Here is a 13,806-nt window from a genome sequence, read left to right on the forward strand (position 1 = left end):
GGCGTTTTTCCCCCTTTGATACACACCGGTACCCATGACCAGCCCAGCACTCAAAGACCCCGCCAAGACCCGCGTCATCGTCGGCATGTCCGGCGGCGTGGACTCTTCCGTCTCCGCCCTTCTGCTCATGGAGCAGGGCTACCAGGTGGAAGGGCTGTTCATGAAGAACTGGGAAGAAGACGACGGCACCGAATACTGCACCGCCCGTGAAGACCTGGCCGACGCCCAGGCCGTGTGCGACCGCATCGGCATCAAGCTGCACACCGCCAACTTCGCCGCCGAATACTGGGACAACGTGTTCGAGCACTTCCTCGAAGAGTACAAGGCAGGCCGCACGCCCAACCCGGACATCCTCTGCAACCGCGAGATCAAGTTCAAGGCGTTCCTCGACTACGCCCTGTCGCTGGGTGCCGACCTGATCGCCACCGGCCACTACGTGCGCCGCCGCGACACCGGTGAACTCACCGAGCTTCTCAAGGGCCTGGACCCGAACAAGGACCAGAGCTACTTCCTGCACGCCGTCGGCGGCAAGGAAATCGCACGTACCCTGTTCCCGGTTGGCGAGCTGGAAAAGCCCGAAGTACGCGCCATTGCCGAAAAGCACGGCCTGGCCACCGCCAAGAAAAAGGATTCCACCGGCATCTGCTTCATCGGCGAGCGTCGCTTCAGCGACTTCCTCAAGCAATACCTGCCGGCCCAGCCGGGCAACATCGAGACCACCGACGGTGAAGTGATCGGCCGCCACCACGGCCTGATGTACCACACCATCGGCCAGCGCCAGGGCCTGGGCATTGGCGGCCTGAAGGACGCCGGTGACGAGCCGTGGTACGTGCTGCACAAGGACCTGACCCGCAACGTGCTGGTGGTCGGCCAGGGCAATGAACACCCGTGGTTGTTCTCCCGCGCCCTGCTCGCTTCGGAAATTTTCTGGGTCAACCCGGTCGACCTCAGCAACCCGCGCCAGCTCACCGCCAAGGTGCGTTACCGCCAAAGCGACCAGCAGTGCACCCTGGAGCTGACCGAAAGCGGCTACCGCGCAGTGTTCGACGAACCGCAACGCGCCGTCACCCCGGGGCAGTCGGTGGTGTTCTACGACGGCGAAGTGTGCCTGGGCGGCGGCGTGATCGAAGCTGCCGAGCCGTGGAGCCCGCGCGCATGAGTAACCTGCAGGAGCAGCTGATTGCGTTGGGCGGTGTGTTCCAGGCCGCCGTACTGGTCGACCGCATCGCCCGCACCGGCCAGGCCAGCGAGGCCAACATCGGCTGCATGCTGGGCAGCCTGCTGGTCCGTGACCCCAAGGACACCCTGGAAGTTTTCGGCGGTGACGACCTGAACCTGCGCGACGGCTATCGCGCGCTGGTCGGTGCGCTGGAGCGCGACCCCAGCAGCCTGCAGCGCGAGCCACTGCGCTACGCCCTGTCGATGCTGGGCCTTGAACGCCAGTTGAACAAGCGCGGCGACCTGCTCGACACCATCGGCAACCGCCTGCCGCAAATCCAGTCCCAGGCCGAGCATTTTGGCCTGGTTCATGAAAACGTCATCGCTTCCAGCGGAGCCTTGTACCAGGACACCCTGAGCACCTTGCGCCAGCGCATCCAGGTGCATGGCGACATGCGCTTCCTGCAGCAGGCCAGCAATGCCTCGAAAATCCGCGCCCTGTTGCTGGCCGGCATCCGCGCCGCACGCCTGTGGCGCCAACTGGGCGGGCACCGCTGGCAGCTGGTATTCAGCCGGCGCAAGCTGTTGAACGAACTGTACGACATGATGCGCAGCCCCTCCTGAAAAAGCGACGCCGAACCCAATGTAGGAGCAGCCTTGTGCTGCGAATGGGCAGCGCAGCGGCCCCAGGATTTGGGCTCTTGCACAGATTGCCAGGGCTGCTGCGCAGCCCATTCGCAGCACAAGGCTGCTCCTACACAGAGCCTGTGACATATTTTTATAGGCCCGACCTTTGGTCAGCCACCCGACCTGAGCGCATTTTTCATGTATGATATGCGCCCTTCCAAAAGCCTGACTGTCCGAGAACACCCCATGCAGCTCTCTTCGCTCACTGCGGTTTCCCCTGTAGACGGCCGTTATGCCGGCAAAACCCAGGCCTTGCGCCCCATTTTCAGCGAATTCGGCCTGATCCGTTTCCGCGCCCTGGTCGAAGTGCGCTGGCTGCAGCGCCTGGCCGCCCACCCGCAGATCGGCGAAGTGCCGGCGTTCTCCGCCGAAGCCAACGCCCTGCTGGACAGCCTGGCCACCGACTTCAAGCTCGAGCACGCCGAACGCGTCAAGGAAATCGAGCGCACCACCAACCACGACGTCAAGGCGATCGAATACCTCCTCAAGGAGCAGGCCGCCAAGCTGCCTGAGCTGGCCAAGGTCAGCGAGTTCATCCACTTCGCCTGCACCAGCGAGGACATCAACAACCTGTCCCACGCCCTGATGCTGCGCGCCGGCCGTGACGAAGTGCTGCTGCCGCTGATGCGCCAGATCGCCGACGCCATCCGCGCCCTGGCCCACGCCCACGCCGACGTGCCGATGCTGTCGCGCACCCACGGCCAGCCGGCTTCGCCGACCACCCTGGGCAAGGAACTGGCCAACGTCGTGTACCGCCTGGAGCGCCAGATCGCCCAGGTTGCCGCCGTACCGCTGCTGGGCAAGATCAACGGTGCCGTGGGCAACTACAACGCCCACCTGTCGGCTTACTCGCAGATCGACTGGGAGCAGAACGCCCGCGCCTTCATCGAAGACGAGCTGGGCCTGCAGTTCAACCCGTACACCACCCAGATCGAGCCGCACGACTACATTGCCGAGCTGTTCGACGCCATCGCCCGCTTCAACACCATCCTGATCGACTTCGACCGCGATGTGTGGGGCTACATCTCGCTGGGCTACTTCAAGCAGAAGACCGTTGCCGGTGAAATCGGCTCGTCGACCATGCCGCACAAGGTCAACCCGATCGACTTCGAAAACTCCGAAGGCAACCTGGGTATCGCCAACGCGCTGTTCCAGCACCTGGCCAGCAAGCTGCCGATCTCGCGCTGGCAGCGTGACCTGACCGACTCTACGGTGCTGCGCAACCTGGGCGTGGGCTTTGCCCACAGCGTCATCGCCTACGAAGCCAGCCTGAAAGGCATCGGCAAGCTGGAAGTCAACGAAGCCCGCATTGCCGCCGACCTGGACGCCTGCTGGGAAGTGCTGGCCGAGCCGATCCAGACCGTGATGCGCCGCTTCAACATCGAGAACCCCTACGAGAAGCTCAAGGAGCTGACCCGTGGCAAGGGCATCACCCCGGAAGCGCTGCTGACCTTCATCGACGGCCTGGACATGCCAGCCGAAGCCAAGGCCGAGCTCAAGCAGCTGACCCCTGCTACCTACATCGGCAACGCGGCAGCACAGGCCAAACGCATCTAAGCTGACCGTCGCGTTCAACGCCCGGCCTGGCCGGGCGTTTTTATTCCCGGACGAAAATTACATTTTTTCAATAGGTTGAACATGAATCCTGATACTCCACTGCAGCTGCTCGGCGGCATCTCGGCCCGCGAATTCATGCGCGACTACTGGCAGAAGAAGCCGCTGCTGGTGCGCCAGGCATTCCCGGACTTCATCAGCCCGATCGACCCCGACGAGCTGGCCGGCCTGGCCCTGGAAGAGGAAGTAGAGTCGCGTATCGTGCTCGAGCACGGCGCGCACCCGTGGGAGCTGCGCCGCGGCCCGTTCACCGAAGACACCTTCGCCGAGCTGCCGGAAAAGGACTGGACCCTGCTGGTGCAGGCCGTGGACCAGTTCGTCCCGGAAGTAGCCGAACTGCTGGAAAACTTCCGCTTCCTGCCCAGCTGGCGCATCGATGACGTGATGATCAGCTTCGCTGCCCCTGGTGGCAGTGTCGGCCCGCACTTTGACAACTACGACGTGTTCCTGCTGCAGGGCCACGGCCAGCGCAACTGGAAAATCGGCCAGATGTGCAGCAGCGACAGCTCGCTGCTGGAGCACGCCGACCTGCGCATCCTCGCTGATTTCGAGCAGAGCGATGAGTGGACCCTGGAGCCGGGCGACATGCTCTACCTGCCACCACGCCTGGCCCACTACGGCGTGGCCGTGGATGACTGCCTGACCTACTCGGTAGGCTTCCGCGCGCCAAGCGCCGCCGAAGTGTTGACCCACTTCACCGATTTCCTCGGCCAGTTCCTGCCCGATGAAGAACGCTACAGCGACGCCGATGCCCAGCCGGTCAGCGACCCGCACCAGATCCAGCACGACGCCCTCGACCGCCTCAAGGCGCTGCTCGACAAGCACATGGGCGACAAGGACCTGCTGCTGACCTGGTTCGGCCAGTTCATGACCGAGCCACGCTACCCCGAGCAGATCGTCGGTGAAGAGCTGTCCGAGGAAGAGCTGATCGATGCCCTGGAACAAGGCGCCATCCTGATCCGCAACCCGAGCGCGCGCCTGGCCTGGTCGGAGTTCGAACAAGACCTGCTGCTGTTCGCCAGCGGCCGCAGCTGCCCGCTGCCGGGCAAACTGCGCGAGCTGCTGAAGCTGGTTTGCGCGGCCGACGCCCTGCACATCGACAACCTGGGCGAATGGCTGCAGGATGAAGATGGCCTTATGCTGGTACAGCAGCTGGTCAAACAAGGAAGCCTGGGATTCGCCAATGAATAAGATTCGTGTGCGCCTCGCCGACTGGCACAAGGACAACGCCGACATCCGCCGCATCCGCGAAGCGGTGTTCATTGCCGAACAGCACGTTCCACCAGAACTGGAGTGGGATTCGGATGACCCGACCGCCGCGCACTTCCTGGCCCTGGAAGGCGACTACCCGATCGGCACCGCGCGCCTGCTGCCTGACGGCACCATCGGCCGGGTCTCGGTGCTGAAGGACTGGCGCGGGCTGAAGGTGGGTGACGCGCTGATGAACGCGGTGATTGTCGAAGCACAGAACCGCGACCTGAAGCAGCAGATGCTCAGTGCCCAGGTGCACGCCACGCCGTTCTACGAGCGGCTGGGCTTTCGCGTAGTCAGCGAAGAGTTCCTCGAAGCCGGCATCCCGCACGTGGACATGGTGCGCGACTCGCGCGCCTGATCCAGGACCTTCGCACAGGCCCCCACAAATTCTGAAGATTGTGGGGAGCCTGTGGGAGCGGGTTCACCCGCGAAGAGGCCGGCACAGCCAAGACATCCCCTCTGACAAAAAAACCTGTACATCCATCCAGATAAAACTTGCCTCCGCGCCCTCGCTTGCGCATCCTATCGCCCATCACCCCCGATGAAGCGTCCCCGGCCATGCGCCTGTTCCTCTGCGAAAAACCCTCCCAGGCAAAAGACATCGCCAAAGTGCTCGGCGCCAACCGCAAGGGCGATGGCTGCTGGCAAGGTACCGACGTCTGCGTGACCTGGTGCATCGGCCACCTGCTGGAAACCGCCCCGCCCGACAGCTACGACGAGCGCTACAAGCGCTGGAACCTGGCCGACCTGCCGATCATCCCGGAAAAGTGGAAGATGCTGGTCAAGCCCAAGACCGCCAGCCAGTTCAAGGCAGTCAAGCGCCTGCTCGGCGAAGCACGCGAACTGGTGATCGCCACCGACGCCGACCGCGAAGGCGAAATGATCGCCCGCGAACTGGTCGAGCATTGCCGCTACCGCGGCCCGGTGCAGCGCCTGTGGCTGTCGGCACTGGACGACGCCTCCATTCGCAAGGCCCTGGCGCGGCTGCTGCCGGGCCACGAAACCTTCAACCTGTACCACTCGGCGCTGGGCCGTTCGCGCGCAGACTGGCTGATCGGCATGAACATGAGCCGGCTGTTCACCCTGCTGGGCCGCCAGTCGGGCTATCAGGGCGTGCTGCCGGTGGGCCGGGTGCAAACGCCCACCTTGCGCCTGGTGGTCGACCGAGACCGCAGCATCGCCGACTTTGTGCCGGTACCGTTCTGGGCCATCGACGTGCAGCTCGAACACGCAGGCTTTGGCTTCAACGCCCAGTGGCGCGCCCCCGATGACGCCTGCGACGACCAGGGCCGCTGCCTGAACCAGGCCCTGGCGCAGCAGGCTGCCGCCGACATCGGCAATGCGGGTACTGCCCGGGCCGTGAAGGTGACCACCGAACGCGTGCGTGAAGCGGCACCCCTGCCCTTCGACCTTGGCACCCTGCAGGAGCTGTGCTCGAAAAAGTTCGGCCTCGGCGCCCAGGAAACCCTCGACATCGCCCAGGCCCTGTACGAAACCCACAAGCTGATCACCTACCCGCGCAGCGACTGCGGCTACCTGCCGCAAAGCCAGCACGCCGAAGCGCCAGCCATCCTCGCCGCCCTGCAACGTTCCGATGCCAGCCTGGCGCCGCTGCAGCCCTACCTGGAGCCGCAACGCCGCTCACGGGCGTGGAACGACGCCAAGGTCAGCGCCCACCACGGCATCATCCCCACCGCCGCCGCCAGCGACCCGTCGCGCCTGCCGGCCAAGCACAAGGCGGTGTACACCCTGATCCGCGCCCGCTACCTGGCGCAGTTCCTGCCCAACCATGAGTACGACCGCACCCAGGCCGACTTCGACTGCGCCGGCCATGCCCTGCGTGCCGTAGGCAAGCAGATCGTCGAACCAGGCTGGCGCCGTGCGCTGCCCGAGGCGCTGACCCCGGCCAAGGGCCGCGAAGCACCACCGGCCCAGGTGTTGCCGGCGCTGCGCGAAGGCCAGGACTGCACGGTGCAGGGCCTGCAACTGAAAGACCTGTGGACCCAGCCGCCCAAGCCGTTTACCGAAGGCGACCTGATCAAGGCAATGAAGAACGTGGCCAAGCTGGTGGACGACCCGCGGCTGAAGCAGAAGCTCAAGGAAACCACCGGTATCGGCACCGAAGCCACCCGCGCCAGCATCATCCAGGGCCTGCTTGACCGCGGCTACCTGGTGAAGAACGGCAAGGCGCTATCCGCCACCCCTGCGGCCTTCAGCCTGATCGACGCCGTACCTCGCGCCATTGCCGACCCTGGTACCACAGCTATCTGGGAGCAGGCGCTGGACATGGTGCAGAGTGGCGAGATGACGCTGGAAGAGTTCGTCGCCCGGCAGTCGGCATGGATGGGCAAGCTGGTCGAACGGTGCAGCGGCATGCGCATGACCATCAGCGGGCCGGCAGCCGGGGCTGCGCCGCCGTGGAAGAAAAAGCGGAGGGGTGGCGGGAAAGGCAAAGCGGCCGCAGGCAAGCCAAGACAGCCTCGAAAAAAGGCGACAACCTGAAGATTTTGCACTCTCAGGTCAGGCCCCTTCGCGGGTAAACCCGCTCCCACAGTTACAGCGCCGACCTCGAGACCGTTGATGACTCTGTGGGAGCGGGTTTACCCGCGAAAGGGCCTGGACAGGCAACACAACAACCCGAGGTAAACCACAAACCCGGCCAATGCATTGGCGCCATGAAATTTACCTGCTAAGTTTTCATGAAAATAAACACAATAATTTTCATGAGACCCCTGCATGTTCAAACAATCCGCCCAGCACGTCGCCAGCTACTACGCCCAGACCTACCCCGCCAGCATTCCCCTGCACCCTACCCTGCAAGGCAGCCACGACACCGAAGTCCTGATCATTGGCGCCGGCTTCAGCGGTCTGCACACCGCCTTGCGCCTGACCCAGGCCGGCAAGCGTGTAACGCTGCTGGAAGCCAGCCGCGTGGCCTGGGCCGCGTCCGGCCGCAACGGCGGCCAGGCACTGCTCGGCTGGTCGTGCGACATGCCGCCGCTGGAAAAGGCCTTGGGCACCGAACGCACCCAACGCCTGTGGGCCAGCATGTGCTGGGCCGCCGATGAAATGCGCGAACTGCCCGAGCGCCACGGCTTCGACATCGACTACCGGCTGGGCAGCCTGTGGACCGCCGTACTGCCGCGCCGGGTAAAGATGCTGGAAGAAGCCCTGCATGAGGCCGAACACAAATGGGGCTACGACGCCCTGCGCCTGATCGGCCGCGACGAGCTGCCTCAATGGATCGACAGCCCGCGCTACCAGGCCGCGCTATACGACGCCAAAGGCGCCCATCTCAACCCGCTCAAGCTGGCTCAGGGGCTGGCCAGCACCATCGAAGCTGCCGGTGGGCTCATCTTCGAACAAAGCCAGGTGCTCGACTATCAACGGACCGGCAGCGGCTACACCGCCCGCACCGAGCGTGGCGAAGTGCGCAGCGACGTGCTGGTACTGGCCTGCAACGCCTACATCGACCGCCTCGACCGCGGCCTGTCCCGCCGCCTGTTGCCCGTCGGTTCATACCAGGTGGCCACCGCGCCACTGGACGCCGACTTTGCCCGCTCGCTGCTGCCCCGCAACAGCTGCGTGATCGACAACCAGTTCGTGCCCGACTATTTCCGCCTCACTCCGGACCATCGCCTGCTGTTCGGCGGCGGCTGCACCTATCTGGGCGGTATTCCCAAGGACGTCGCAAGCGCCACCCGCCCCTACCTGGAGCGGGTGTTCCCGCAGCTGGCCGGGGTGGCCATCGACTATGCCTGGGGCGGCCATATCGACTGCAGCATCCAGCGCACCCCGGATGTCGGTCGCGAGGGCCAGCGCTACTGGCTGCAGGGCTTCTCCGGCCATGGCGTGCTGCCTACACTGGCGGCGGCGCGGGCGGTCAGCGATGCCATTCTTGGCGACGACGACCTGCTGGCGCTGTACCAAGGCATCGACAACGGCCGCTTCCCCGGCGGCGACCTGCTGGCAGCACCGCTGGAAGCTGCAGCCAAGGCCTGGTACCGGATGCGCGACCGCGTCTGATCGGTTGACACAGCCCGTTGTAGGAGCGGCCTTGTGTCGCGAAAGGGCTGCAAAGCAGCCCCGGCAATGTGTGCATCTGTGCTGAACCCCTGGGGCTGCCTTGCAGCCCTTTCGCGACACAAGGCCGCTCCTACAGGGGACCGAGCAGGGCCGGAAGTGCTCCATAAATTCCAGTACCAGGCAAAATCCCTCCTATTCTCAATAGCTCCCTTCGCTTCCTGCACACAGGAGACCGACCATGAGCTATGTAACCACGAAGGACGGCGTACAGATCTTCTACAAGGACTGGGGCCCGCGCGATGCACCGGTTATCCACTTCCATCACGGCTGGCCTCTCAGCGCCGACGACTGGGATGCCCAGTTGCTGTTCTTCCTCGCCCATGGTTACCGCGTGGTCGCCCACGACCGCCGCGGCCATGGCCGCTCCAGTCAGGTATGGGACGGCCACGACATGGACCATTACGCCGACGATGTGGCGGCGGTCGTCGCTCACCTGGGCATCCAGGGCGCCGTGCATGTCGGCCACTCGACCGGTGGCGGTGAAGTGGTGCGCTACATGGCCCGGCACCCTGAAGACAAGGTGGCCAAGGCCGTGCTGATCGCCGCCGTACCGCCACTGATGGTGCAGACCCCCGGTAATCCCGGCGGCTTGCCCAAATCAGTGTTCGACGGCTTCCAGGCCCAGGTCGCCAGCAACCGCGCGCAGTTCTACCGGGATGTGCCAGCCGGGCCGTTCTACGGCTACAACCGCCCTGGTGTAGAAGCGAGTGAGGGCATCATTGGTAACTGGTGGCGCCAGGGCATGATCGGCAGCGCCAAGGCCCATTACGATGGCATCGTGGCATTTTCCCAGACCGATTTTACCGAGGACCTGAAGGGCATCCAGCAACCTGTGCTGGTGATGCACGGCGATGATGACCAGATCGTGCCGTATGAGAACTCCGGAGTGCTGTCGGCGAAGCTGCTGCCCAATGGCGCGTTGAAGACTTACAAAGGCTACCCGCATGGCATGCCGACCACCCATGCCGATGTGATCAATGCGGATTTGCTGGCGTTCATACGTAGCTGATGTAGTCGCCTGCACCGGCCTCTTCGCGGGCACGCCCGGTCCCACAGGTACTGCATAGGTCTTGAGATATACATATAACCTGTGGGAGCGGGCGAGCCCGCGAAAGGGCCGGCACTGTCAACATACTTATTTCATGAGTGTATGCAACTGGCAAAACTGCCAGTTGCGCGCCTGTCTATTTTGCATGAAGGTAATTTAAATTCAGTACTTCTCGCACCAGCAGGCTGACCATGGCACAGAACAGGAAGCAGCGTTTATTCTACAAGAATGGCCAACTGTCTTTGGAGATCGGCAGCGATCGTTCCGTCACAGTCTTTTCAATCTCAAACCTTTCTCTAGCGCAACGCTCGACCGAGACACTACTACTGGCGGCAGACTCTCAGAGCTCCATAATCAACCGTTCTCATCGCGAAAGCATTCACAACCTGGCCTACACCGCTTACGGATACAGCTCCACAGCTCATATGATGGGCTTCACCGGACAACGCTCCGATAGCGTCACAAACTGCTACCTCCTTGGCAACGGCTATCGTGCCTTTAGTACTAGGCTGGCGCGATTTTACTCAGCGGACAGCCTCAGCCCGTTTAAGAAACACACACATAACGCCTACGCCTATTGCTTGGGAGACCCCGTGAACCATCACGACCCTTCAGGGCATATGTTGCGTCGCGCCAGGAAAGTATGGAATAACGTAAAGGATAAAGTTGTAAAACCCAGAATCCACTACATCGATAAAGCAAGGAAAGCAATTACCGAGAATCCGAATCTCGAAAAGTATTCCGCAGTCATTGATGACAAGAACGTAACCATAAAAACCCTCAAGGCGATTTACAAGCTTCCGAAGAGTGATGCCATGCTCAGCGATCTCAAGGATACAGCAGTCCGCAACTGGCGCTTAAAGCATGGCAACATTGAAGTCCCCATCACTCATGACTTTAACTACTACAAACACCTGTACATGGACGAGCAGCTTAATTACATAGCCCTAGAGGCAAAAATCCTTAAGTACAGAACCCTACTGAGCAACTTGGCGTCACATGAACCCACTACAATGAATTCGAGCAGTCAGTTGTCACCTGCTTCACCTGAGGTATCACGCCCCACAACTGCCAGATCAGCGATACGTGGTACCTAGATACCCCTGCAGGGTTGGTTTGAAACAAGTAAGCGGCCGGAAACACTGACAGCCTTGGGGACGTGGGATTATCATGCCCGTTTATCTCTCCATTAGCCGCAAACCGATCCTTCAGCCTGAAGCCTCCCATGCCCTTCGAACTCACCGTAGAACCCCTCACCCTGCTGATCCTGGCCCTGGTCGCCTTCGTCGCCGGTTTCATCGATGCCATCGCCGGCGGTGGCGGCTTGCTCACCACCCCGGCGCTACTCACCGCGGGCATGCCGCCGCACCTGGTACTGGGCACCAACAAGCTCAGCTCTACCTTCGGCTCGGCCACCGCCAGCTTCACCTACTACAGGCGCAAACTGTTCCACCCGGCGCAGTGGCGCCCGGCATTGTTCGCCACTTTGGTCGGCGCTTTGCTCGGTGCAGTGATCGCCCACTACATGCCGGCCGAATGGCTGAACAAGATGTTGCCGGTGATCGTCTTCGCCTGTGGTGTCTACCTGCTGTTCGGCGGCACGCCCAAGGCGCCGCTGGATGCCGATGCGCCGATCAGGAAAAAGTGGCAAGTACCGCAAGGCATTACCCTGGGCTTCTATGACGGCGTGGCCGGCCCGGGTACCGGGGCGTTCTGGACGGTCAGCACCCTGCTGCTCTACCCCATCGACCTGGTCCGTGCCAGCGGCGTGGCGCGCAGCATGAACTTCGTCAGCAACATCGCAGCGCTGACGGTGTTCATCATTTCCGGGCAGGTGGACTACATCGTCGGCCTGTGCATGGGCCTGTCGGTGATGGTTGGCGCATTCTTCGGCGCACGCACGGCGATCAGTGGCGGCAGCAAGTTCATCCGCCCAGTGTTCATCACCGTGGTGCTGGCACTGACCGTGCGTCTAGCGTGGCAGCACTGGTTCGGCCAAGCCTGATGGGCTGTGATACCCCTGCTTTCCCGCCCTATCTGCGCGAGAAATGTCCTCCGCCGTCGTTGCAGGACTTGGCAATGGAATGACCATTGCCAAGTCCTGCGCCTAGTCGGAGAACATTTCTCACTGCAGCTAGGACGGGAAAGCAGGGATATCACAGCCCAGCCGCCGTGCAACATACAGGTCGATCAGATACCGGGCGATGGACCGCCCGGCCGGCAGCGGCGGCAGGTCGTGAACGCTGAACCACTTGGCGTCCTCGATCTCGTCCGGCTGCATGACGATCTCGCCGCCGGCATACTCGGCATGGAAGCCCAGCATCATCGAATGCGGGAACGGCCAGCACTGGCTGCCGACGTACTGGATGTTCTGCACCTCCACCGCCACTTCTTCACGCACTTCGCGCACCAGGCAGTCCTCGGCCGACTCGCCCGGCTCGGCAAAGCCTGCCAGTGTGCTGTACACCCCGGTGACGAAGCGTGGCGAACGCGCCAGCAGGATTTCGTCGCCACGGGTCACCAGCACGATCATGCTCGGCGAAATGCGCGGGTAGCTGCGCAGGTCGCACGGCTGGCAGTACATTGCCCGTTCCCAGCGAATTTGCGTCATCGCCTGGCCACAGCTGCCGCAGAATCGGTGCTCGCGGGCCCAGGTGCCGATCTGCGCGGCATAGCCCAGCACCTTGTATGTGTCGGAGTCACCTTCGAGCATGAACGCGCGAAGGCCGCGCCAGGAGCAGCCGGGCACATCGGTGGCGCTGCGCAGCTCCAGCAGGAACACCGGCTGGCCGTCGAAGTGGCCGATGCCGTGCTCGCACAGTACGTCGAGGTCCTGGCGCTTGAGCCAGTCGCGAGGGAACAGCGCGCCGTTGTCGTCCACCAGGAACCCTTCCGGGCTGCGGGCCACGGCCAGCCCCCCGGTGATCTGCGGGTCGAGTACTGCGGTAGTCCAGCGTGCTGACATGTCGGGGGTTCCCTTACTTCGCGTCCCCCGGCCTGATCAGTCGGCGAACGTCGGTTTCTGTTTGCTCATGTGCGCCGCCACCGCCACGCGCAGGTCTTCGGACTGCAGCATCGCGGCGTTCCAGGTGGCGATGTACTCCAGGCCATCATCGATGCGATGGTCACGCATGTAGCTGAGCATTTCCTTGGTGCCGGCCACGGCGATCGGCGATTTTGCGGCAATCTCGCCAGCGATGGCAAAGACCCCGTCCATCAGCGCGGCCTGATCATCATAAACCCGGTTGACCAGGCCGATGCGCAGCGCCTCTTCTGCCTCGACATTGCGCCCGGTGAAAGCCAGCTCACGCATCATGCCGTCACCGATGATACGAGGCAAACGTTGCAGTGTGCCGACATCGGCGGCCATGCCCATGTCGATTTCCTTGATCGAGAACTGCGCGTCGCTGCTGCAGTAGCGCATGTCGCAAGCCGAGATGAGGTCGATGGCGCCGCCAATGCAGTAACCCTGCACCGCGGCCAGTACCGGCTTGCGGCATTTGTCCACGGCATTGAACGATGCCTGCAGGCGCAGGATGGTGCTGCGCAGGAAGCGCGCGTTACGACCCACGTCCTTGCCCATCTGCCCGGCCAGCGAAGCCAGCATCATCAGGTCGATACCGGCGGAAAAATGCTTGCCGGCACCGCTGATCACTACCGCTCGCACTGCATCGGTGTCGTCGACCCACTGAAAGATGTCGATGATCTCCTCCCAGAAGGCAGCGTTCATCGCATTGCGCTTGTCCGGGCGGTTGATCTGAACGTGGGCGATGCTGTTGGTCAGTTCGACCTTGAATGCGCTGTACTCGGTCACGGGCGGCACTCCTGCGGATAAAGGGTTCATGGCCTGGATGTTAACCCAGCCCGATGACCGCACTTGTGCCAAAAACGGGACTTTACGCCTTGCCTAAGAGGCGCTGATCCGGCACCGTGCGCCATCGCCGAATCATAAGGATACA

Annotated in this window: 12 protein-coding genes; 10 read left to right on the forward strand and 2 right to left on the reverse strand. The window is 62.9% G+C overall.

All coding sequences use genetic code 11. The features are described from left to right. The first annotated feature begins 34 nt into the window (after positions 1-34). The 10 genes from mnmA to M1D87_RS17315 all read left to right on the forward strand — a co-directional run bounded on the left by mnmA (position 35) and on the right by M1D87_RS17315 (position 11,852). Complete coding sequence (gene mnmA / locus M1D87_RS17270; protein ID WP_039614508.1) at positions 35-1,159, forward strand: tRNA 2-thiouridine(34) synthase MnmA; 1,125 nt, start codon at positions 35-37, stop codon at positions 1,157-1,159. Beyond that, entirely contained in the window at positions 1,156-1,782 is a 627-nt protein-coding gene (hflD, locus tag M1D87_RS17275) for a high frequency lysogenization protein HflD (RefSeq protein WP_015270973.1), read from the forward strand. The genes mnmA and hflD overlap by 4 nt, the downstream gene beginning before the upstream one ends. A gap of 249 nt (positions 1,783-2,031) precedes the next feature. Further along, positions 2,032-3,402: an adenylosuccinate lyase gene (gene purB, locus M1D87_RS17280; RefSeq protein WP_013973297.1), complete on the forward strand. Its 1,371-nt coding sequence runs from the start codon at positions 2,032-2,034 to the stop codon at positions 3,400-3,402. An 81-nt stretch (positions 3,403-3,483) separates the two neighbouring features. After that, positions 3,484-4,650, forward strand: coding sequence for a ribosomal protein uL16 3-hydroxylase (locus tag M1D87_RS17285; RefSeq protein ID WP_123084457.1), 1,167 nt, complete (start codon positions 3,484-3,486; stop codon positions 4,648-4,650). Next, complete coding sequence (locus tag M1D87_RS17290; RefSeq protein ID WP_003258855.1) at positions 4,643-5,071, forward strand: GNAT family N-acetyltransferase; 429 nt, start codon at positions 4,643-4,645, stop codon at positions 5,069-5,071. The genes M1D87_RS17285 and M1D87_RS17290 overlap by 8 nt, the downstream gene beginning before the upstream one ends. Before the next feature lie 200 nt (positions 5,072-5,271). Beyond that, positions 5,272-7,215 (forward strand): DNA topoisomerase III, encoded by a 1,944-nt coding sequence (locus M1D87_RS17295; protein ID WP_169774869.1) that lies wholly within the window; start codon positions 5,272-5,274, stop codon positions 7,213-7,215. 234 nt (positions 7,216-7,449) lie between these two features. Then, a complete protein-coding gene (locus M1D87_RS17300; RefSeq protein ID WP_123084455.1) occupies positions 7,450-8,739 on the forward strand; it encodes an NAD(P)/FAD-dependent oxidoreductase in 1,290 nt (429 codons plus the stop codon). A gap of 238 nt (positions 8,740-8,977) precedes the next feature. After that, complete coding sequence (locus M1D87_RS17305; RefSeq protein WP_039613168.1) at positions 8,978-9,808, forward strand: alpha/beta fold hydrolase; 831 nt, start codon at positions 8,978-8,980, stop codon at positions 9,806-9,808. A gap of 230 nt (positions 9,809-10,038) precedes the next feature. Further along, positions 10,039-10,944: an RHS repeat-associated core domain-containing protein gene (locus M1D87_RS17310; RefSeq protein WP_322264459.1), complete on the forward strand. Its 906-nt coding sequence runs from the start codon at positions 10,039-10,041 to the stop codon at positions 10,942-10,944. Between the two features lie 128 nt (positions 10,945-11,072). Further along, positions 11,073-11,852 carry a TSUP family transporter gene (locus M1D87_RS17315; RefSeq protein ID WP_232881167.1) on the forward strand — a complete coding sequence of 260 codons (780 nt, stop codon included), beginning with the start codon at positions 11,073-11,075 and terminating at the stop codon, positions 11,850-11,852. Positions 11,853-11,981: 129 nt separating this feature from the next. Here the strand turns inward: M1D87_RS17315 and nudC are convergent, their stop codons facing one another. Beyond that, positions 11,982-12,812 (reverse strand): NAD(+) diphosphatase, encoded by an 831-nt coding sequence (gene nudC / locus M1D87_RS17320; protein ID WP_123084450.1) that lies wholly within the window; start codon positions 12,810-12,812, stop codon positions 11,982-11,984. 36 nt (positions 12,813-12,848) lie between these two features. Then, entirely contained in the window at positions 12,849-13,661 is an 813-nt protein-coding gene (locus M1D87_RS17325) for a crotonase/enoyl-CoA hydratase family protein (protein WP_013973305.1), read from the reverse strand. Positions 13,662-13,806: the final 145 nt, after the last annotated feature.

The sequence above is a fragment of the Pseudomonas sp. SA233 genome, assembly GCF_054792385.1.

Coding starts and splice junctions, on each gene's coding strand:
- mnmA (WP_039614508.1), top strand. CDS start 35: ATGACCAGCCCAGCACTCAAAGACCCCGCCAAGACCCGCGTCATCGTC.
- hflD (WP_015270973.1), top strand. CDS start 1,156: ATGAGTAACCTGCAGGAGCAGCTGATTGCGTTGGGCGGTGTGTTCCAG.
- purB (WP_013973297.1), top strand. CDS start 2,032: ATGCAGCTCTCTTCGCTCACTGCGGTTTCCCCTGTAGACGGCCGTTAT.
- M1D87_RS17285 (WP_123084457.1), top strand. CDS start 3,484: ATGAATCCTGATACTCCACTGCAGCTGCTCGGCGGCATCTCGGCCCGC.
- M1D87_RS17290 (WP_003258855.1), top strand. CDS start 4,643: ATGAATAAGATTCGTGTGCGCCTCGCCGACTGGCACAAGGACAACGCC.
- M1D87_RS17295 (WP_169774869.1), top strand. CDS start 5,272: ATGCGCCTGTTCCTCTGCGAAAAACCCTCCCAGGCAAAAGACATCGCC.
- M1D87_RS17300 (WP_123084455.1), top strand. CDS start 7,450: ATGTTCAAACAATCCGCCCAGCACGTCGCCAGCTACTACGCCCAGACC.
- M1D87_RS17305 (WP_039613168.1), top strand. CDS start 8,978: ATGAGCTATGTAACCACGAAGGACGGCGTACAGATCTTCTACAAGGAC.
- M1D87_RS17310 (WP_322264459.1), top strand. CDS start 10,039: ATGGCACAGAACAGGAAGCAGCGTTTATTCTACAAGAATGGCCAACTG.
- M1D87_RS17315 (WP_232881167.1), top strand. CDS start 11,073: ATGCCCTTCGAACTCACCGTAGAACCCCTCACCCTGCTGATCCTGGCC.
- nudC (WP_123084450.1), bottom strand. CDS start 12,812: ATGTCAGCACGCTGGACTACCGCAGTACTCGACCCGCAGATCACCGGG.